General features: G+C 51.9%; 19 protein-coding genes. 9 read left to right on the forward strand and 10 right to left on the reverse strand.

Annotated elements, in window-relative coordinates:
- Positions 1–13: 13 nt before the first annotated feature.
- On the forward strand, positions 14–865 hold the full coding sequence (locus JWZ98_RS18895; protein WP_205451351.1) for a radical SAM protein: 852 nt from the start codon (positions 14–16) through the stop codon (positions 863–865).
- Here the strand turns inward: JWZ98_RS18895 and JWZ98_RS18900 are convergent.
- The 3 genes from JWZ98_RS18900 to JWZ98_RS18910 all read right to left on the reverse strand — a co-directional run bounded on the left by JWZ98_RS18900 (position 862) and on the right by JWZ98_RS18910 (position 2,492).
- Positions 862–1,116, reverse strand: a complete 255-nt coding sequence (locus JWZ98_RS18900; protein WP_171697552.1) for a hypothetical protein — start codon at positions 1,114–1,116, stop codon at positions 862–864. The two genes, JWZ98_RS18895 and JWZ98_RS18900, sit on opposite strands and share 4 nt — an antisense overlap.
- 112 nt (positions 1,117–1,228) lie before the next feature.
- On the reverse strand, positions 1,229–2,152 hold the full coding sequence (locus JWZ98_RS18905) for a hypothetical protein (protein WP_205451352.1): 924 nt from the start codon (positions 2,150–2,152) through the stop codon (positions 1,229–1,231).
- Between the two features lie 136 nt (positions 2,153–2,288).
- Positions 2,289–2,492 carry a cold-shock protein gene (locus tag JWZ98_RS18910; protein ID WP_020483379.1) on the reverse strand — a complete coding sequence of 68 codons (204 nt, stop codon included), beginning with the start codon at positions 2,490–2,492 and terminating at the stop codon, positions 2,289–2,291.
- A 292-nt stretch (positions 2,493–2,784) separates the two neighbouring features.
- Between JWZ98_RS18910 and clpB the strand changes: the two genes are divergently transcribed.
- Complete coding sequence (gene clpB / locus JWZ98_RS18915; protein WP_205451353.1) at positions 2,785–5,358, forward strand: ATP-dependent chaperone ClpB; 2,574 nt, start codon at positions 2,785–2,787, stop codon at positions 5,356–5,358.
- A 355-nt stretch (positions 5,359–5,713) separates the two neighbouring features.
- The gene (locus JWZ98_RS18920) at positions 5,714–6,631 is read left to right on the forward strand and encodes a choice-of-anchor A family protein (RefSeq protein ID WP_165385991.1); all 918 of its coding nucleotides are present in this window, start codon (positions 5,714–5,716) and stop codon (positions 6,629–6,631) included.
- Between the two features lie 86 nt (positions 6,632–6,717).
- On the opposite strand, the gene JWZ98_RS18925 is transcribed toward JWZ98_RS18920, so the two are convergent.
- The 3 genes from JWZ98_RS18925 to rpsT form a co-directional block, all read right to left on the reverse strand.
- Positions 6,718–7,125, reverse strand: a complete 408-nt coding sequence (locus JWZ98_RS18925; protein WP_033159147.1) for an ankyrin repeat domain-containing protein — start codon at positions 7,123–7,125, stop codon at positions 6,718–6,720.
- A 114-nt stretch (positions 7,126–7,239) separates the two neighbouring features.
- Positions 7,240–8,256, reverse strand: a complete 1,017-nt coding sequence (locus tag JWZ98_RS18930) for a Gfo/Idh/MocA family oxidoreductase (RefSeq protein ID WP_033159146.1) — start codon at positions 8,254–8,256, stop codon at positions 7,240–7,242.
- A 229-nt stretch (positions 8,257–8,485) separates the two neighbouring features.
- Positions 8,486–8,749, reverse strand: a complete 264-nt coding sequence (rpsT, locus tag JWZ98_RS18935; protein ID WP_020483383.1) for a 30S ribosomal protein S20 — start codon at positions 8,747–8,749, stop codon at positions 8,486–8,488.
- A gap of 102 nt (positions 8,750–8,851) precedes the next feature.
- On the opposite strand from rpsT, the gene murJ reads away from it, so the two are divergent.
- From murJ to JWZ98_RS18955, 4 genes are all read left to right on the forward strand, one after another.
- On the forward strand, positions 8,852–10,399 hold the full coding sequence (murJ, locus tag JWZ98_RS18940) for a murein biosynthesis integral membrane protein MurJ (RefSeq protein WP_033159145.1): 1,548 nt from the start codon (positions 8,852–8,854) through the stop codon (positions 10,397–10,399).
- 85 nt (positions 10,400–10,484) lie between these two features.
- Positions 10,485–11,312: a pyrroline-5-carboxylate reductase gene (proC, locus tag JWZ98_RS18945; RefSeq protein WP_033159144.1), complete on the forward strand. Its 828-nt coding sequence runs from the start codon at positions 10,485–10,487 to the stop codon at positions 11,310–11,312.
- Positions 11,312–11,887 carry a YggT family protein gene (locus tag JWZ98_RS18950; protein ID WP_033159143.1) on the forward strand — a complete coding sequence of 192 codons (576 nt, stop codon included), beginning with the start codon at positions 11,312–11,314 and terminating at the stop codon, positions 11,885–11,887. Before proC ends, JWZ98_RS18950 begins: the two co-directional genes overlap by 1 nt.
- Before the next feature lie 19 nt (positions 11,888–11,906).
- Positions 11,907–12,911, forward strand: a complete 1,005-nt coding sequence (locus tag JWZ98_RS18955; RefSeq protein WP_225892918.1) for a DUF4124 domain-containing protein — start codon at positions 11,907–11,909, stop codon at positions 12,909–12,911.
- Here the strand turns inward: JWZ98_RS18955 and argB are convergent.
- From argB to coaBC, 4 genes are read right to left on the reverse strand one after another with little or no spacing between them, the layout of a single operon-like run.
- Positions 12,894–13,787, reverse strand: coding sequence for an acetylglutamate kinase (argB, locus tag JWZ98_RS18960; RefSeq protein WP_033159176.1), 894 nt, complete (start codon positions 13,785–13,787; stop codon positions 12,894–12,896). The genes JWZ98_RS18955 and argB overlap by 18 nt on opposite strands.
- A 12-nt stretch (positions 13,788–13,799) precedes the next feature.
- A complete protein-coding gene (locus JWZ98_RS23305) occupies positions 13,800–16,337 on the reverse strand; it encodes a phosphomannomutase/phosphoglucomutase (protein WP_101054229.1) in 2,538 nt (845 codons plus the stop codon).
- A 15-nt stretch (positions 16,338–16,352) separates the two neighbouring features.
- Positions 16,353–16,808 (reverse strand): dUTP diphosphatase, encoded by a 456-nt coding sequence (dut, locus tag JWZ98_RS18970; protein WP_101054232.1) that lies wholly within the window; start codon positions 16,806–16,808, stop codon positions 16,353–16,355.
- Positions 16,780–17,991, reverse strand: coding sequence for a bifunctional phosphopantothenoylcysteine decarboxylase/phosphopantothenate--cysteine ligase CoaBC (gene coaBC, locus JWZ98_RS18975; RefSeq protein WP_205451354.1), 1,212 nt, complete (start codon positions 17,989–17,991; stop codon positions 16,780–16,782). The genes dut and coaBC overlap by 29 nt, the downstream gene beginning before the upstream one ends.
- Before the next feature lie 285 nt (positions 17,992–18,276).
- Here coaBC and JWZ98_RS18980 point away from each other — a divergent pair, with 285 nt between their 5' ends.
- Both JWZ98_RS18980 and JWZ98_RS18985 read left to right on the forward strand, forming a co-directional pair.
- On the forward strand, positions 18,277–19,164 hold the full coding sequence (locus tag JWZ98_RS18980; protein ID WP_205451355.1) for an NF038132 family protein: 888 nt from the start codon (positions 18,277–18,279) through the stop codon (positions 19,162–19,164).
- Between the two features lie 461 nt (positions 19,165–19,625).
- On the forward strand, positions 19,626–20,483 hold the full coding sequence (locus tag JWZ98_RS18985) for a transglycosylase SLT domain-containing protein (protein WP_205451356.1): 858 nt from the start codon (positions 19,626–19,628) through the stop codon (positions 20,481–20,483).
- The last annotated feature ends 114 nt before the right edge of the window (positions 20,484–20,597 follow it).

A 20,597-nucleotide genomic window follows, 5' to 3' on the forward strand; every position in this document is an offset into this window, starting at 1 on the left:
CGGCGCATTTCAAGTGAAACCGATACTCACCACCACCAATCACAACCGTAATGTCGCTGGCCTGAAATATGTTTACCCGGTCATCTCCCGCCGTGCGGGTGGTTTATCGATAGGTGTCAATTTCAATCCGAACAATGCCTGCAACTGGCGCTGTATTTACTGCCAAGTACCGCAGTTACAGCGCGGTAATGCGCCGAAAATGGATTTTGCCTTACTGGAGCAGGAACTGCGCTTCTTTTTAAATTACGTGCAACGCGGCGATTTTTTTGAGCAATTTAACGTCGAAATCGATCACCGCGTTATCAAGGATATCGCCATTTCCGGCAACGGCGAACCGACCAGCTTGATAGATTTTGATAAAGCCGTGCATCTGATCGGCAAGATCGCCACGGAATCCGGCGTATTTCCAGCCAGCAAATTTGTATTGATCAGCAATGGCAGCTTGATACACCAATCGACAGTACAAGCGGGCTTGGCGGAATTGAGCAGACACAACGGCGAATTATGGTTCAAGCTGGATAGTGCGACCGAACAGGGCCGCAAGTTGATCAACAGCACGGGCCAAAGTCAGCAAAAGTTATTGGAACGTCTAGAAATTGCCACCAGACTTTGTCCAACCAAACTACAAACCTGCATGTTGCATTATCGGCAAGCGTGGTCTGACAGCGAAAAACAGGCCTATTTAGGGCTTTTGCAGGAATTACGGTTTGGCCAGATTAAACTGCAAGAAATTATGCTTTACAGCGTGGCCAGGCAATCGTTTCAAATGGAAGCGGACGAACTGGAAAGAATGAGTGTTGAAGAAATGAATGCGTTTGCCGCTGACATCAAAGCGCTGGGCTATGATGTCAGCGTTAGCCATTAGGCTGTCACGTCGAGAAGAGAGCCGAGCGTTTTTTCATGAACCTTGATCATTTTTGCGCCAGCCGAGGTTTCCAACTCAGCCTCTTTCAAGCTCAGCACCGGCTTGAATAAGTCAGCCGAACCGACATCTTTTGAACCGCCGACTTCCTGAGCTTGCACCGGCAAATTTGCAATCGTTTGCGCGGCGGTACTGGCTTTTTGCTGAGCATTACTGATCAGACTGGTTGCGCTATTCATTACATTGCTAATCATGGTACACCTCCTGCAAATCGAGATTGCATCATACCGCTCCGGTTATCGGCTTGCCAAGCACGGAACTTTAACTTCCCGACAGTGTTTTGCATACCTAGTCACACTTACGTAACTATTTGTCTTTCTTGACTATTTTTACGTAGATATCTTTCAGAAATGGCAGGCCTTGGCTCTGAAATTTCGACCAGCCGTAAACACCGACTTGCTTCAGTAACTCAGCTAATTTTTTCGCCGCAGCCTCTCCGCCAACCTGCTTAAACTTGGCTTCTACTATTGCGCTCCACTGCACTCTGGGCTGACCGTCAGCGTCCAGAAACACCCTATCAAACAACCACATTTCCGCAACGGACACCGTCCACATAAACGCAAACGACACCGCCATACCGCCGCCCGCCACAATCACCAGCCAGGCGAACATCGGGTTCAGCTTCGTCAACCACCACGACAAAATATCCACCAGCAAAAACATATAGGGCATACCGATCGCAATACATTTGTACTTGATGGTACTGGTTTCCGAAAAACTGAAAATCAAGCCGACAAACATGAAAATAAAACTGATGCCGAACAAGTGAATATGTGACACCCGCGTCAGCGAACTGAAGGTCGCGCCTTCGTCTTCCTTGGTCAATTCCTTCAACACTTTAAAATCGCTCAAATCCGGGACCGGTGCGTCTTTGTTGTGACACATCACACACCGTTCCTGAATGATTTTTTCGATACCATCGTCGATAAAATCGTCCTTGTCGGCACCATCGCGTACCCATTGGATAATGGCGAACCGTTCATGTTCGGATGCATTCTCCTTCATGGACCCGTTCAGCTTGGTTTCCAGCACGGTTCCCGAACGATTGCCGTAATAACTGTAAACAATGTCGTCTATCGACAGGCCAAACTTGCCGTCAGCCATACCATGAGTAAACAGAATTTGGATCAAAGCCATCAGATAGCCAACCGCCACGGTAGTCAAATAGCCGGTAAACAGCACTTTGACCGGGGTATCCATTTGTTTTAAAGAAGAAAATTCGCGTGCCATAGTCAGTTACGCCGGTTTGGAAGGGATGGCTGCATTATAGCTTGGTTATATTGTCCTCGACCGAAAAATCCATTTTGTAACAGGCATAAAAAAGGCCCTTGCAAGCAAGAGCCTTTTTACCCGTAACCGTTAACGCTTATCTGGGCAGGACGTTCGCGGCAGTCAAACCTTTAGGACCGGATTCGATATCGAACTGAACCGACTGGCCTGGAGACAAGGTTTTAAAACCTTCGCCCTTAATTACGGAATGATGCACAAACACATCTTCCTTGCCTTCGGAAGGCTCGATAAATCCAAACCCTTTGGTGTTGTTGAACCACTTTACAGTGCCTGTTGCCATTTCTAAAACTCCTACAAAATAAAACTAATGGTTACGCAGACCGACAATATTGACAACCGGACCTGCTGACTAGCAAAGGCCATAATCCCTCAACATCTGTTATCTGAGCGCGAGCATTGTACTTTGAATCATTTATCAAGGCTACCAACGATGTCCATCTCAAGCCACCAATCAGTAGTAATAATTTCACCCGAAAAATAGTGGAATTATCCACCAGCCCTCGCTTGAAAAGCGTTACGTAGCGCCCCATCTCTGCGGCAACACAATTTATATCCCAAATGAGGTACGCAGCATGCGAATGGATAAATTAACCAGTAAATTTCAACAGGCGCTCAGCGACGCGCAAAGCATGGCCTTGGGCAAGGACCACCAGTTCATCGAGCCGGTGCACGTGATGTTGGCGCTGATCGATCAGGAAGGCGGCAGTATCAAACCTTTACTGATGCAAGTTGGCATTCAGGTCAACGCCTTGCGCAATGAGTTAAGCAAGGAGATTGATCGTCTGGCCAGCGTCTCCGGCGCCGGCGGCGATGTGCAGATTTCCAACGAATTGTCGCGGATGTTGAATCTGACCGACAAACTGGCGCAAAAACGTAAAGATGCGTTCATCTCCAGCGAATTATTTTTGCTGGCAGCCCTGGAGGCCAGCGGCTCCTTACAAAAAATCCTCAAGCAAGCAGGCGTCACTGCTTCAGCCGTGGAAAAAGCCATCGAAAACATGCGCGGCGGCCAGAACGTCAACGATGCCAACGCCGAAGATCAACGCCAGGCCTTGAAAAAATACACCATCAACCTGACCGAACGTGCCGAACAAGGCAAACTCGACCCGGTGATCGGTCGTGACGACGAAATCCGCCGCACCATCCAGGTCTTGCAACGCCGCACCAAAAACAACCCGGTATTGATCGGTGAGCCCGGCGTCGGCAAAACCGCGATTGTGGAGGGTCTGGCGCAGCGCATCGTTAACGGCGAAGTGCCGGAAGGTATCAAAGGCAAGCAACTATTGTCGCTGGACATGGCGGCATTAATCGCCGGCGCCAAGTTTCGCGGCGAGTTTGAGGAGCGTCTGAAAGCCGTACTTAATGACGTTGCCAAACAGGAAGGCCAGATCATCCTGTTCATCGACGAGCTGCACACCATGGTCGGCGCCGGCAAGGCCGAAGGCGCGATGGACGCCGGCAATATGCTGAAACCCGCTCTAGCTCGCGGCGAACTGCATTGCGTCGGCGCCACGACGCTGGACGAATATAGGCAATACATCGAAAAAGACGCCGCGTTGGAACGCCGCTTTCAAAAAGTACTTGTCGACGAGCCCAGCGTTGAAGACACCATCGCTATCTTGCGCGGTTTGAAAGAACGTTACGAAATCCACCACAGCGTCGACATCACCGACCCGGCCATCGTTGCCGCCGCCATGCTGTCGCACCGCTATATTTCTGATCGGCAATTGCCGGACAAAGCCATCGACTTGATCGACGAAGCCGCCAGCCGGATCCGGATGGAAATGGACTCCAAACCGGAATCGATGGATAAACTTGACAGGCGTTTGATTCAATTGAAAATCGAACGCGAGGCCATGAAAAACGAAAGCGACGCGGCCTCAAAAAAACGCCTGGAAATCCTGCAAGTGGAAATCGCCGACTTGGAAAAAGAATATTCCGATTTGGAAGAAATCTGGAAAGCCGAGAAAGCGGCATTGCAAGGCACTGCAACGATCAAGGAACGCCTGGAACATGCCCGCCTGGAACTGGAAGCGGCCCGCCGCAGCCAGGATTACGCGCGGATGTCCGAGCTGCAATACGGCGACATACCCAAACTGGAGAAAGAACTGGACTTGGCTTCGCAAGCAGAAATGCAGGAAACCACCCTGCTGCGCAGCAAGGTCACGGAAGAAGAAATCGCCGAAGTGGTTTCGAAATGGACCGGCATTCCGGTCTCGAAAATGATGGAAGGTGAGCGCGAAAAATTGCTGCGCATGGAAGAAGAGCTGGGCAAACGGGTAATCGGCCAAACCGAAGCCCTGAAAGCCGTCAGCAACGCGATCCGCCGCTCCCGCGCCGGCCTGTCGGACCCGAACCGCCCCAACGGGTCGTTCCTATTCTTGGGGCCAACAGGAGTCGGTAAGACCGAGCTGTGCAAGGCTTTGGCCGAATTCATGTTCGATACCGAGGAAGCAATGGTGCGCATCGACATGTCGGAGTTCATGGAGAAACATTCCGTGGCCCGTTTGATCGGCGCACCTCCCGGCTATGTCGGTTATGAAGAAGGCGGCTATCTAACTGAGGCCGTGCGCCGGAAACCCTACTCGGTCATCCTGCTTGACGAAATCGAGAAAGCCCATAACGACGTGTTTAATGTATTGCTGCAAGTGCTTGACGACGGCCGTTTGACGGATGGACAGGGTCGCACCGTCGACTTTAAAAACACGGTGGTGGTAATGACGTCGAACCTGGGCTCCAGCGTGATCCAGGAACTCGCGGGCGAAGACAACTATGTCGAAATGAAAGATGCGGTGATGGAGATTGTAGCTCAGCATTTCCGGCCGGAATTCATCAATCGGGTCGATGAAGCAGTGGTCTTCCATCCGCTCGGCCAGGGCCAAATCCGCGCCATCTGTAAAATTCAGATCGAATTGTTGCGCCGTCGTCTCCAGGAAAAAGACATTGGTCTGGAAGTCAGCGAAACCGCACTGGATTTACTCGGCGAAGCCGGTTTCGATCCGGTTTACGGCGCGCGGCCTTTGAAACGGGCGATACAACGGCAATTGGAAAATCCGCTGGCTAATGAGATTTTGTCAGGACGCTTCATCCCTGGGGACTCGATCAAAATCGATGTCGCAATTGACGGATTGACATTTAGCCAATAAAAACGGCTTCGAATAAGCTGCCGGGTTAGCAGTTTGCTAACCCGGCAGTCACCTGTACCAACGGCCGTATCGCCCGAAATTCAAATCAGATAGAATGGACGCCGGAAGCGCATGGTTTATCGCCGCAATCCGGGATAACCGACTATTAACGGCTCGTCACTTAATATAGGTCTCGAATCGGCAAAAGCCAACTTCCCCGGTCGATCAACGGCGTGGTCAGGTATTTATCGCCACGCTCTTATTTGAACCGTCGGTTTTGCTTACGACATTTCCGCATGGGAACGGATATTGTCGACACATTATCAATTTAAGGCATCCCGCCATCATACTTATTCAAGGTTAAAGGAAAATGCGTTTGTCACACACTATAGCAACTACCAGTTTATTATTGGCTGCCGCCATCTCTCCAGCCCATGCAGCCTTGGTAGGGCCGGCCAGCGACTACAATGTTTTCGTATTCGGCAACTTCATCAGCTCAAATTCCGATACCGAGGGCAACTTGGCTGCCGGCGGCAATATTACATTGACCAACTATTCGGTGGCCTCGCAAATCAGTGGCAACGCAGCCCGTTTGGTCGTAAACGGCACGCTAACCGCCAACAACGGTGGCGTAGGCAATGGTCAGAACGGCAGCATCTATGCAGGCGGCACCCTGCTAAGCAGCTTTACCGCCAATGGCGGCGTCTTCGCGCAAACATTGGTGGATTTTTCCGGTGCGCAAACCCAATATCAAAACATCTCGAACGCCTGGAACGCTTTGACCGCCAACGGCAGTGTCGGCAACAATTACGGCACGCTGAATTTGACCGGCAACAATAGCGAACTCAACGTGTTTGACATAGACGGCGCCGAACTGACCGCCAGCAATACGATCAACATCAGCGCTCCCAGCAACTCCACCGTGTTGATCAATGTCAGCGGCACCGGCCAGATATTTCAAAACGGCCAAGTCAATCTTAACGGTATCGACGCCACACACGTCATCTACAATTTCTATGACGCAATGTCGTTAACGTTAGCGGGCAGCAAGAACCCTCAGGGCTCGATTCTAGCGCCCTGGGCCAACGTATTTGGCGGTTACGGACAATTGAACGGCCAATTGGTTGCTCAGTCGTTTAACGGCAATATCGAATTCCACAACCAGCTGTTCGCCAGCAATATTGCCGCAGTGCCCGTACCAGCGGCGATTTGGTTGTTCGGCTCAGCCTTAGGTATTTTGGGAATCAACGGCCAAAAAAACTCGCGCGTTAAGTCTCATCGTGACTCCCTCTAGCTATTTCGAGGGAGTCGCACCTTTCCGTTCTTGTCGAAAAATCGTGGCATGCCCATCAATCGCTCAAATCTGAGCGTACATGGCCGCTATTCCTTCGCCCCGGCTCGAAGCAGCATATTCGCAATTTCCCGATGACCTCGGGTTCTCGCAAACTGTAGCGCATTGGCTGTCGGCTTGGCGCCGTTCGCCAATAGCAGTTCCACCATTTCCGTCCGCCCTCTACCGGCCGCCAACCCCAAAGCGGCACTATCGCCAGCGTTGATATCCATTCCCGCATCCAGAAATAATCGCACCGCCGCCATATCGCCCGCTCCAGCGGAGGTCGCGAATTGCTGTTCCGTGTATTCAACACCCATTTGCTGCAAATCTTTCCGGGCTTGTACCACGTCAGCAGCGCATGCAGAACCCACCTGAAGAATACTCAATGTCGCTAACATCGCAACGATGCGCAAGGCATCGCTCCGAACAATTTTGGATAATATTTTCTCGTTCATCGACAAGCTCCTGAGGCCGCAAACTCATATGAATTAAACGCGAACGAGGCTCAAAGACATGGCCTTTTTGCAGAGTTTGACAGCACTCGCTCAGACGTCCTCGCGTTGTTGCCATTAAATTTCGACGACCCGACCTTCCGCCGCCGATTGCAATGCGGCCACTATCGTTCTGCAATTGTCGCGGGCGTCGGCTAGGGACAACTGCGCCCCCTGACCACTCAACACGCAATTGCTGAAATGTTCAATCTCCAGACGGAAGTGATTGGAAGCCGGCAAACGCTCTTCGGACTGGCGACCGTCCTCGGTCCACCAAGAAATCACCGGCACATCGCCAGGCAATTGCCAAACCACATGACATTTTATACCCCCTTGGGTACCGATGATTTCGTATTCGCAGCGCCGAGCCCGTTCAAAGCTGAAATCGAAATGTGCGAATTTGCCTTCGCCGAAATCCAGCACGCCGCTAGTGGCGATGTCGGCGCCGCTTTCCACGTATTTGGACAACGCCATTACCCGGCAAGGGGATTGCTGAAAAAACATTCGCAGCGAATGAATTGCATAGCAGCCAATATCCCACATCGCACCACCACCATGCGAAACATCGTCGGCTAAACGATACATCCGGGCCGGACGCATCATGAACGAATAGCTGGCACGTACCGATCGAATTTCGCCTATCAGTCCGGAGCCGATCAACTCCAATACACGGGCATGTTGCGGATGGAAACGATACATAAAGCCTTCCATCACGGTCACCCCGTAACGGCGAGCCGCTGTTTCTATCGCATCAATATCGGCAACCGTCAGCGCCATCGGTTTTTCGCATAACACATGCTTGCGATGCTCGATGGCACGTAAAGTCCATTCAGCGTGTTCATGATTCGCCATTGGCAAATAAATGGCTTGTACGTCATCGTCGTTGAGCAGAGAATCCAAATTGTCGTAACTCTGTATCTCAGGATGGCAGGGGGCATATTTAGCCAACGTTTGCGCCGCAGCCCCGGGACGGCGGCTGGCGATACCAATCAGTTCGGCATTAGATGCTTCGACTATTGCCGGCAATAAGCGTTCGTTGATGCGGGCCGCGCCGAGAATGCCCCAACGCAGTTTGGCTTGGTCTTGGTTATTCATGACAGTACCTTAGACTGATGAGCTGAAAGCTATCAGATTAGCAGCATGTCCACGCGCCGCAAGCAACTTATTCCAAATAAGTTGCTTGAAAGCTAACAACCTTTGATTATCGGAAAGATTAGGAGCCAGAGCATCTGGTATCTGCGCGAGATAAAACCGCCGCGCATAAAAAAGGCCCAAGCAACATCTGTTGCATAGGCCTTGTTGATCTATCGACTTTGCGTCGAGATCAAGCCATTGCGCGCAGTCTGTCGTTTAGTCTGCTTTTGCTGCGAGCCGCTTTATTTTTGTGGATAAGGCCTTTGTTAACAGCCGAATCGATTACAGGAACAGCGGTTTTAAACGCGGCTTGAGCTTGCTCTTTATCGCCTGCTCTAACAGCGGCGATCACTTTTTTAACGAAAGTGCGTAAGTTGCTGCGCTGTCCGGCATTGCGAATACGGCTTTTCTCAGCCTGACGCGCTCTTTTTCTAGCTTGTGGTGAATTAGCCATAGTCTATCAGTTCTTTTGAGTTAATCTGGAACCGCGTATTATCATTTTGGATGCTATGATTGTCAAATTTTTAGTGTTCCCAAACTCAATCTGAGGCCTGCAGTGAGTAAGCAGCTGTTTAAATCCACCGCAATCGTTAGCAGTATGACCATGATTTCGCGGATCATGGGTTTTGTAAGAGACATGCTATTTGCCAACATTTTTGGCGTTAACGCGGCAACCGATGCGTTTTTCGTGGCCTTCAGGATTCCGAACTTCCTGCGCCGCTTGTTCATGGAAGGCGCGTTCGCCCAAGCTTTTGTACCAGCTCTGTCCGATTATAACGAAAAAGACAGCGAGGAAGGTTTGCGACTGTTTATCGACCGCACCGCCGGCACCTTGGCAGTCTTGTTGGTGTTATTCACAGTGGCGGGCGTCATTGCAGCGCCGTTGCTGATCCTGCTTTTTGCGCCCGGTTTTCTGTGGGAAGGCGACCAGTACGAACTGGCTGTGCAAATGCTGCGCATCACCTTCCCATATTTGTTCTTCGTTACGCTGGTTGCATTCTCCGGCGCGATTTTGAACGCACGCGGCAAATTCGCCATTCCGGCACTGACTCCGGTATTTCTGAATATTTGCATGATAGGCGCTGCAATCTGGATTTCGCCGTTAATGGCCAAACCCATTATGGCTTTAGCGTGGGGCGTATTTGGCGCCGGCGTAGTGCAACTGTTATTTCAAATCCCTGCACTGATAAGGCTCGGCTTGCTGCCCAGGCCGCGCTGGGGCTACCAAGACCCAGCGGTGCAACGCATGCTCAAGCAGATGCTCCCCGCCATTTTTGGAGTCTCCGTGGTGCAAGTCAATTTACTGTTCGGCACTTTGGTAGCTTCATTTTTAACGTCGGGCAGCGTTTCTTGGCTTTACTACTCCGATAGGCTGGTGGAGTTTCCGCTCGGAATTTTGGGTGTAGCGCTGGCGACAGTCATTTTGCCGAGATTGTCCGAGAACCATGCCGCTGAAGATGCCCTGGCCTTTTCCAAAGCGTTGGACTGGGGCTTGAAACTGGTGTTACTGATCGGCCTGCCTGCTACCCTGGGTTTAACACTGCTGGCTGAGCCCTTGTTATCAACGCTGTTTCAATATAATGAATTCGGCAGCGACGATGTGCGGATGGCAGGCAAGAGCCTGATGGCTTATGCGCTAGGCTTACTGGCCTTTATGTTGATCAAGATATTGGTTCCAGGCTTCACTTCCCGCCAGGATACACAAACGCCAATGCGTTTTGGTATGCATTCCATCGTCGCGAATATCATATTGAGTGTGCTGCTGGCATTTCCCTTCGCTCATCTTGGCATCGCCCTGGCAACTACCTTGTCTGCATACCTAAACGCGCTCCTTCTTTTGTTGACGTTGTTAAAAACCCGAATTTACCAGCCTTGCGAGCAATGGCTAATATTCATAATGCGGGTTGTGGTGGCCAACGCAGTGATGTCGGCGTTTTTATATTATTTTGTCGACGTGACGCTTTGGCTCGATTGGAGCGCGTCGCAACGAGGCCTGCACCTGGGGATAACAATCGGCTCGGCAATCTTGATTTATAGTTCGGCGCTGATACTGTTAGGTATCCGCCCCCGGCATATCGGCTTGCAAAAATCCGTAACGACTTGAGATTCTCTGCGACGCCACCATTGTCATGTAGAATGCATCGCGAAAAGCGGTTTCCGTAACAATTCAACAGACTAATCAGTAAGCTATGAAAACAAAAACAATCGGTTTTATTGGTGGCGGTAATATGGCGACCAGTCTAATCAGCGGCTTGATTGCCAGCGGCCATTCACCGCAGCAGATCTGGGTGTCGGATACCGCGCCCGCCACGTTGCAGGCTCACACCGATCAACTTCATGTCAATACTACCGCCAACAACGAGACAGTCATTAACGAAGTCGAAGTCGTGGTGCTGGCAGTTAAACCGCAAATATTGCGCGATGTTGCTTTGCAAATCGCTCCCAGCCTGAAACAAAAGAATGTGCTGGTCGTATCGATTGCCGCCGGCATTTCCCAACAAAGCCTGTCTAAGTGGCTAGGTAGCGAGGCCGCTATCGTGCGCTGCATGCCAAACACACCGGCACTGGTGCAAACCGGTGCAACCGCATTGCACGCCAACGCCAATGTTGATGACGAACAAAAAGATCTGGCCGAAAATATTTTACGCGCTGTCGGTTTGGCCCTGTGGGTCAACGACGAAAACCAACTTGACGCGGTAACCGCCGTCTCCGGCAGCGGACCAGCCTATTTCTTCCTGCTGATGGAAGCGATGGAAAAAGCCGCCCTGGAATTGGGCCTGGACGAACGTTCCGCCAGACTGCTGATACAACAAACCGCGCTGGGCGCCGCCAAAATTGCTTTGGAATCGGCCGAATCGCCCGCACAATTGCGCGCCAGAGTTACCTCGCCGGGCGGCACCACTCAGCAAGCCATAGAGACATTTATGCAAAACGGTTTTGTCGAACTGGTTGCCAAAGCCTTGCATGCCGCCAATGACCGTTCCATTGAAATGTCAAAACAACTAGGAGCCGACTAATGGGCAGCAATTACATGACCGACCCGATAGTGTTCCTGATAGACACCCTGTTTTCTTTATACATTTTAGCGGTGGCATTGCGCTTCTTATTGCAGTGGACCCAGGCCGATTTTTACAACCCGGTATCGCAATTTCTGGTGAAAATCACCCATCCGCCGCTAAGGATCATGCGCCGTTTCATCCCGTCTATCGGCCGCATCGATAGCTCTTCTCTGGTATTGGCCTTGTTGCTGCAAATAGTAGCCAACTTCTCGATACTGGCTATTAAAGGCTTGTCCGTGAGTTTTGTGGCATTGACGTTATTGTCGTTTACCGACTTGCTGAAAATGCTGATCGATATTTTCGTTTACGCCATTTTTGCCGGCGCCATCCTCAGTTGGTTCGCCCCCGGCAGCTACGGCTCCGCCTCATCGATTTTGTACAGTTTGACTGATCCGCTGCTGAACGTGTGTCGCAAGGTTTTACCCGACCTGGGCGGGATAGATTTATCGCCGCTGGTGGCGCTGGTATTGTTGCAACTGGCAAAAATGATGATTTTGCCGCCCTTGCATCAATTGGTCAGCCTACTGGGCTAGGCCTCTAGCCAGTATTGCCATGCGACATGCCCCCTTCAAACGAACCTCATTTGTCGCTCTAGCTTTGCTATGTGCATTGGGTCAGCCGGCATATGCCAAAAAAATGTATCGTTGGGTGGATGAAAACGGTAACGTCTATTTCTCCGACCAAGTACCGCCGGATCAGGTAAAGCACAAACGGGAAACATTAAGCGAGAAAGCCCGCGTGCTCGATGTGCTTGAAAAAGCCAAAACCGCCGAACAAATAGCCCAGCAAAAGCGGCTGGATGCGCTACGCAAGGAACAGGAAAAGATCATTGCCAGGCAAAACGCCAACGACAAAGTCCTGCTGAGCACTTTTCGTAACATTGATGATATGAATAAAGCCTTGAGCAATAAAATGGCATCCTTCGATGCCGGGCAAAAAGTGATTGAAGGCAATATCGAACGCATTCAACTGCAATTGCAGCAGCAACAGCAACAAGCCGCCAATCTTGAGCGCGGCGGCAGCAAGATACCGCCGAAATTACTGGCGGATATTGCCGCCAGCAAACAACAGATAGAAGCGGGCAAACAAGAGCTTTTGCGTCACCAACAAGACAGACAAAACAGCGAAAAAGAATTCAAAGCCGACATAGCCCGCTTTCAATTCCTCACCCAAGCCAACAACAACGACGGAAAACCGGTCAACGGCGATAGTTTAGCGGCCAGTAACGCTAGCAACGAGTTAGGCCTGTTTGTTTGCCAGGACGCCGGGCAATGCGAAAAAGCCTGGAAAGTCGCCGGCGAGTTTGTCGCGACTCACTCCACCACCGGCCAAGACGTGGAAAGCGAGAAACTGATCATGCGCGCAGCCCCGCAGAAAGACGACGATTTAAGCTTGTCGGTATCACTGCTGGAGCGCAACAATACTTTGCAGATATTTCTGGACATCCGCTGCCGCCAATCCAGTATCGGCAACGAATTATGCTCAGGCGCCAAGGCTCAGAGCATTCGCCAAGCCTTTGCGCCTTTTATTCAATCCAGCTTAGCGGCGCAACAATAAGGTACCGACACCCTGATCGGTGAACAGCTCCAGCAACACCGCGTGCTCGACCCGCCCGTCGATGATATGCACACTGGTCACACCGCCCTTCAACGCATCAGTGCCGCAGCGGGTTTTCGGAATCATCCCCCCGGAAATCGTGCCATCGGCAATCAGATTATCAATATCAGTCAAGGTCAGGCCGGTCAGCAAATTGCCCTGTCTGTCCATAATGCCGGGGATGTTGGTCAATAGCATCAGCTTTTCGGCTTTTAACACTTCGGCTACTTTGCCAGCCACCAAATCCGCATTGATATTATAGGAATGTCCGTCCTTACCCACGCCAATCGGCGCGATCACCGGAATAAAATCGCTGTTACCCAACATTTCCACCACCGCCGGATCGATACTGCTGACTTCGCCGACATGGCCCAGATCAATGATCTCCGGTGCGTCGTCCAGCGTCGCGCCGGCCTTGGTCATGTTGATTTTGCGGGCGTGGATGAAATTGCCGTCCTTACCGGTCAGACCTACCGCCTTGCCGCCCTGCATATTGATCATATTCACGATCTCTTTATTCACCAAGCCGCCCAGCACCATTTCCACCACATCCATGGTTTCGCTGTCGGTCACGCGCATACCGTCGATAAACTCGGAGGTTTTACCCAGGCGTTTTAACAAGTCGCCGATTTGCGGCCCGCCGCCATGCACGACGATAGGATTAATACCTACCAGCTTCATCAACACGATGTCGCGGGCGAAGCTGTGTTTCAACGCATCATCGACCATCGCGTTGCCGCCGAATTTAATGACAACGGTTTTGCCCTTGAATTTTTGAATATACGGCAAGGCTTCGATAAGAACGTGGGCAATCTGGTGCGCGGTTTTTTCTTTCATAATCACTAACAATTAAAAAGGTAGTTTGATATCGGGTTTGATTTGCAGCATCAGCTGCCTGAATTGAGCTTGAATACGTTGCATCGCGTCCTGGCTATCCGCTTCAAAACGCAGAGTTAGAACCGGTGTGGTATTAGAGGCTCTGACCAGGCCCCAGCCGTCAGCAAATTCGACGCGCATGCCGTCGATATTGATGATCTTGCCGTCTTTAAACTTGGCCTGGCTGAATAGCTGTTCCACGAAGCGGACGCCTTCGCCTTCAGCCAGAGGCACATGCAGCTCCGGTGTATTGATACTATCCGGCAGTTCGGCAAATACGTCGCTACTGCTACGCATATCAGCAGACAGAATTTCAATCAGCCGCGCCGCCGCATATAAGGCGTCGTCGAAACCAAACCAACGGTCGTTAAAGAAAATATGTCCACTCATCTCACCGGCCAGCGCCGCCGTGGTTTCCTTGAGTTTGGCTTTCATCAGCGAATGGCCACTTTTCCACATCAACGGCCGACCGCCGCGTTTGACGATTTGATCGTGCAAATGCCGGGAGCATTTCACGTCGTAAATAATTTCCGCACCCGGTTTATTGGCCAAGACATCGCGGGCATACAGCATCATTTGCCGATCCGGCCAAATAATTTTGCCGCCGGAATCGACCACGCCAATTCGGTCGCCGTCGCCGTCGAACGCTACGCCTATATCGGCCTCGTAATGCTTCACAGCCTTAATCAGATCGCCCAGATTTTCCGGCTTGCTGGGATCGGGATGATGATTGGGAAAATTGCCGTCAATCTCGCAATACAACTCGATCACTTCGCAACCCATCGTGCGCAACAGAATCGGTGCCAGTTGTCCGGCCGCACCGTTGCCGCAATCGACAGCCACTTTCATCGGTCTAACCAAATGCACATCGTCAGAAATCATGCCGATATATTCGTTGCTGAATAGACTATTCAGCTCGATGGAACCCGGCGTGCCTTCGCTGAAATCACCGGCCTCAATGCGTTTTTTTAATTGTTGAATCTTGTCGCCGGATAAAGTTTCACCGTTCAAAACCAGTTTCAGGCCGTTATAGTCAGCCGGATTGTGGCTACCGGTGATCATCACACCGCTACGGCCTTCGCTGTGCTGGGTGACAAAATACAGCAGCGGCGTCGGTACCAAGCCAATGTTTAATACATCGCAACCTGCTTCGGTAATGCCTTTTGCCAACGCATCCGCCAAGCCGGGGCTGGATAGCCGGCCGTCCCTGCCCATCACAATAGTCTTGATATTTAGCTGCCTGGCTTCGCTGCCCAAAGCCCGGCCGATCTTGTGCACCGTTTCCGGCGTCAAGCCGCGCCCGACAATGCCGCGAATATCATAAGTACGGAAAATATCGGCAAAAGACTCGCCTGCCGTCGGCGCAACGTTTGGCATCGCCACGGGTGCCGATTTCTCGGCGGGAGCAACCGCACTCAGCGGCGCCTGCTCGGCCACGCTGATAGGCGCCGTGCCCAAGCTGACCGGCACACTGGCATAGTGTTCGGCGGTTTTAGGCGACTCTTCGATAAAATCAATATCGAACGACTCGTCGAAAAAATCGTACTCGCCCAATTCGTCAGGGACTTTACTCGGGCTTTTTTCTTGCTCCAGGATGCGTTTAAACTGCGCCAAAGTCGAAATAATCGGCCGCATTTCATCGAGTTGCACCGGATAGTGGCCAACTTGCTTGCCGGTCATCATGTCCTTGGCGGCCTTTAAAATACTGCTTTGGTCATGATGCAGATAATCGGCCAATTTACGATAACCGATAAAAAACGCCAAACAACCCAACAAAGCGGGGATCAAGATAATGCAGGAAAATAAAATGATGTCGTCGGTACTGGTGCCGCCACCTATGGAAAGCTCCAACGACCAGCGGCTGTTAGTCAGCGGCATCACTTGCGGCTCCTCCGCCTTCAATTCCTGCATGCCGACACTAGCCAATACCGCCTGCTCTTGCTTGATCTCCACATAACCGTTGCCGACAGTAGTCTTGCTAATCAGCTGTTGCAATAAATCCGGCTTTAAACTAACCAAAATCACGCCGATTACCTGCTGGTTTTGACTGACCGCAGCCGTCATTGCCAAATGCCGATGCTCGCCCTCGCCTTGCACGAAGGGCTTTTGCTTGGCGGTCAGCGTGGCGCGCACCATTTCCAAATCGGCAAAGCCCATATTCGGCACTTGGCTAAGATCCGGCTCGCTGACCGTCGCCGGCAACAAGCGCACACGCAGCGCTTGTGGAATCGTATTCTGTAGCCTGGCAGCGACATTATCCAAGGTCGCTGGATTATGGCTATCGCTGGCAAGTGCCGCCACCACATCCGGCGCCTGCGCCAGACCGTCGATGACCCGCTGCAAGGTCTCAATCTGGCTGACAATGCTGACTGTCATGCCGCTGGCGATTGCAGTGGTACTGGTTTGCTGGGTTTCCCTGACCTGGGCCGCGGAAAACCAATAGGCGCCGCCACCGGCCAATAACACCATCAGCGCCGCGATGCCCGCTACTATGCTAAATATGCGTCCCATCCGTCGCGACTCCGCTTAGTGCCGGCCGCTGTGTCCAAAACCGCCGCTGCCGCGATGGCTTTCGTCGAAATCGGCGACGCACTCAAACTCGGCCTGCACCACCGGCACAAACACCATTTGCGCGATGCGTTCACCTATCTCGACGGTAAATGCGCTATTGCCACGATTCCAGCAGGAGATAAACACCTGCCCCTGGTAATCAGAATCGATCAAACCCACCAAATTACCCAGCACGATGCCGTGCTTGTGCCCCAGGCCCGAGCGCGGCAGCAATACCGCCGCAAAATGCGGATCGTCGATATGAATGGCTAGGCCGGTAGGTATCAGGGCCGTTTCGCCCGGCTGCAAGGTCAAGGCCTGATCCAGACAGGCGCGCAAATCCAGCCCCGCAGAGCCTTGGGTAGCGTAGGCGGGCAAAGCAATCTCCCGGCCCAGACGCGGATCAAGAATTTTTAACTGGATTTTTTTCATGCAATTTCTCGGCTATCAGTTTAAGCAGCTGTGCGGCTAAGGTATGTTTATCGGTCATCGGCAGGATTTGTTGACCACCCGACCAAAATACATGCAAGGCGTTGCGATCACTCTCGAAACCGCCTTCAACCTGCCCGACCCAATTCGCGGCGATCAGGTCCAGGTGTTTGCTTTGCAGCTTGTGTTTGGCGTAATTTTCCAGATCGTCGGTTTCCGCGGCGAATCCCACAACCAAAGGTTTTGGTTGTAGTTCAGCCACCGCGGCAATGATGTCCGGATTTTTTACCAAGGCTATATTGCTGGTGTCGCCAGCCTTTTTTATCTTGCTGTCAGCCAGCTGTTGCGGCCGGTAATCCGCTACCGCCGCCGCACCAATGTAAATATCTGCAATCCGGCTATGCATCATCACTGCATCATACATTTGCAAGGCGGTTTCCACTGGAATAAGTTTGGCGCCGGCCGGCACGGCTAAGCTGACCGGGCCACTGACCAGTGTCACGTTGGCACCGGCTGAGAGGGCGGCGACGGCCAAGGCATAACCCATTTTGCCCGAACTGCGGTTAGTGATGTACCGCACCGGATCAAGCGGCTCTCGCGTCGGTCCGGCACTGATGACTATGTTAATGCCCGACAGAAAACCGGGCTGTTCAGGCGTCAGCAGTTGCCGACAAATATCGGCCGGCTCGACCATGCGTCCCAAACCTTGCTCGCCGCAAGCCTGCTCACCAGCCGCCGGGCCGATGCATTGCACACCATGGCTTTGCAGCCTGGCAACATTCTCTTGGGTTACCGATTTACGCCACATTGCCTGGTTCATCGCCGGCGCGACCCATACTGGGCACTCGGCCGCAAGATACAAGGTAGACAGCAAATCATCCGCCAAACCATGCGCCATTTTCGCCAAGGTATCGGCGGTCGCCGGCGCAATCAGCAATAGGTCTGCCCAGCGTGCCAAATGGATATGGCTCATGGCCTGTTCCTGCTCGACATCCAGCAAATCGCTATGTACGGCATGACCGCTCAAGGCCTGAAAGGTCAGCGGCGTAACAAACTGGCGGGCTGCTGCGGTCATCACTACGCGAACTTCATGGCCTTGCTTCCGCAACAAGCGCACCAGTTCTGCCGCTTTATAAGCCGCGATACCGCCGCAAACCCCCAACAAAATTCGCTTGTTAATGTCCATACCCCCAGAAGATCAGTTCTTGGAATTATGGCAAACTCGACCTTTGATGTATAGGAACAGCTCATTTTGCAATCAGTCCGCACCGCCACCGCTTAAACCTTAGATTTTACAGTTGCCTTGCTGAAAACCGGCCTACTGTATTGAACCTTTTTACCGCCACCTGGAATACACCGCGAAATAAGTTTCGCCGATTAACCAAGCAAACAGCACGGTCTAATGAGATTGGTGCGGCTTATTCATTAAAACCCTGAGCCTTATCCATAGACAGATTAAAAAGGTAAAACCATGAAAATTACGCGCACTCCCCTCATCGCCCTCAGTTTAAGCGGAGCGCTTGTGCTACCTACCGCGCAAGCTGCCAATATTTCCTTAAGCAATAACACCTGGACGGCAAGCGGCGCAGCTGGGCTGATTTACGGGGACAATACGGTCAATAACTCACCGACTGGAAACGCTCAGTTCGGTTACGTGTCGACATCTGGTGGCGTCTATGGTGTTTCGCCTTTGGTTCTGAGGGATGAAGGACGCGGCACCGAGAACCAAACCAATGGCTCGAAAATTCAATCGAATGCTTTCAGTGCCAATGCGAATGACACGCTGACTTTGCAATTCAATTACATTTCAACCGATGGCCGTGGTTATGACGACTACGCCTGGGCGCGCTTGGTCAATGCGGATACCCACAACACTGCCGCCTGGTTGTTTACAGCCCGCAGCACCAATTCTGCTAACGGTAATGTCGTGCCCGGTAACGTGTTGAATCGTCAGGTAGATAACAACTTACCGGATGAACTCGATGCGGTATTGAATGACGGTAACACCATTGGCTTTGCTGCGGCTGGCACAAGCTGGATACCGTTGGGTGGTTCAAGCGGCATTTGCTGGGATAACGCCAACACCTGTGGCCCGACCGGCTGGATTAAGTCCGCTTACTCGTTCACCGCAACCGGATCGTATTTTCTTGAGTTTGGGGTGATTAACTGGGGCGACGAAGCGTTTGATACTGCACTTGCTTTTGATTTTGGCGGGCTACAGCAAGTGAATTTCAGCGGTGTCACAATAGTGCCGCCACCCGCGACAGTGCCTCTGCCTGGCGGCTTCCTGTTGATGTCTTTGGGCATGGGCTTAGTCAGCGCAATTTCTCGTAGGAGCAAATTCGCCGGCCAATCCTGAAAATTCCGCGGCAAGTCATCTTGATAAGAAATCAGGGGATGATTTTGTCTGTTCTGTACTAATGAAAACCGCGAGCCAAACCAGGCCCCGCGCCGGCAGATCCGCCACAACCACATCAAAAACAACAGTTTAAATCGCCGTAAAATCAACCCTGTGATATATTCGCGCCAGACTCACCTGCCCATATGGGCAATATAGCCTCGGCAAAACAGGCGGTATAGTGCGGACAACCTTGAAGCAGTTCCGGTAAAGCTAACACCCTCAGCGGCCCCGGAACTATTTCAAGGTTTGCCAACATCCTGCGGGATGCAATGAAGCGCAATTGCACGGAAACTCGGCCATATGGGCGATCAAGCACTTGCAATGTATACGGTAGCTGGAAGCTTGGAGGATTGACGCTTCAATCCTTTTCCGGCCGGGTTTGGAAGAGCCTAGTCTCAGCAATACAGAACGAGAATTTTATGAACTTGAAACGCCAATCGCTAATTGCCGTATGTTTAGGTCTCGCCGCCCAAATCGGCAACGCCCAGGACGTAGCGCCGGTTAATCTGGAACAAATCCGCAAGACCGCTGCCGATTTCGAACACGGCCGCACTGTCAAACAAGATTACCATCAAGCTTTTGATATGTACTGCAAGGCCGCACTGCAAGGCGATGCCGAATCGGCTTACAGCATCGGCTTTATGTATTTCAACGGCCGCGGCGTGGCTCGTAGCATTCCGCTGGCCAGTCACTGGTTTAAACAAGCGGCAGAACACGGCGATAGCCATGCCAAGCAAATGCTGACCCGTTTCGGCGATGTCACACCCAGTGACGACCCAGCTTGCCAACCACCGACTCCGGAACCCGAAGTTAAACTGGTCGCTGAACCCAATCCTAACCGCGAACGGGTAGAAGCTTGGGTAAAAGAAATTGCCCCGATTTACAGCATCGATCCGCAACTGATCATGGCGGTGATTCAAGCCGAATCGGCTTTCAACCCCAGCGCGCTGTCCGGTAAAAATGCCCAAGGCCTGATGCAACTCATTCCGGAAACCGCCGAGCGTTTTGGGGTAAAAGACAGCTGGAATCCCATTCAAAACATCAAAGGCGGCACCGCTTATCTACACTGGCTGCTAAGACATTTCGAAGGTAAAGTCGATTTGGTGCTGGCCGCTTATAACGCCGGCGAAGGCGCAGTAGAGCGCTATCAAGGCATCCCGCCCTATCAAGAAACTCGCAATTACGTTAAGCAAATTCTGGCAGCGTATCGGAAGCCGACCCATCCGGTACCGCCACAAGAATTGCAAAAAAACTTGGTTATCGAGCAAAAAACCTAAGTTACCGCCCCCTCTCCAGCTATCCAAACCTGGGAATACGGTATTTCGTAATATTGACGAAATACCGTCTGCACTTAGACCCCATATCCAGCATTATCCAGCCCCTCTTCCATC

The sequence above is a fragment of the Methylomonas sp. EFPC1 genome, assembly GCF_016925515.1.
Lineage (GTDB): Bacteria > Pseudomonadota > Gammaproteobacteria > Methylococcales > Methylomonadaceae > Methylomonas > Methylomonas defluvii.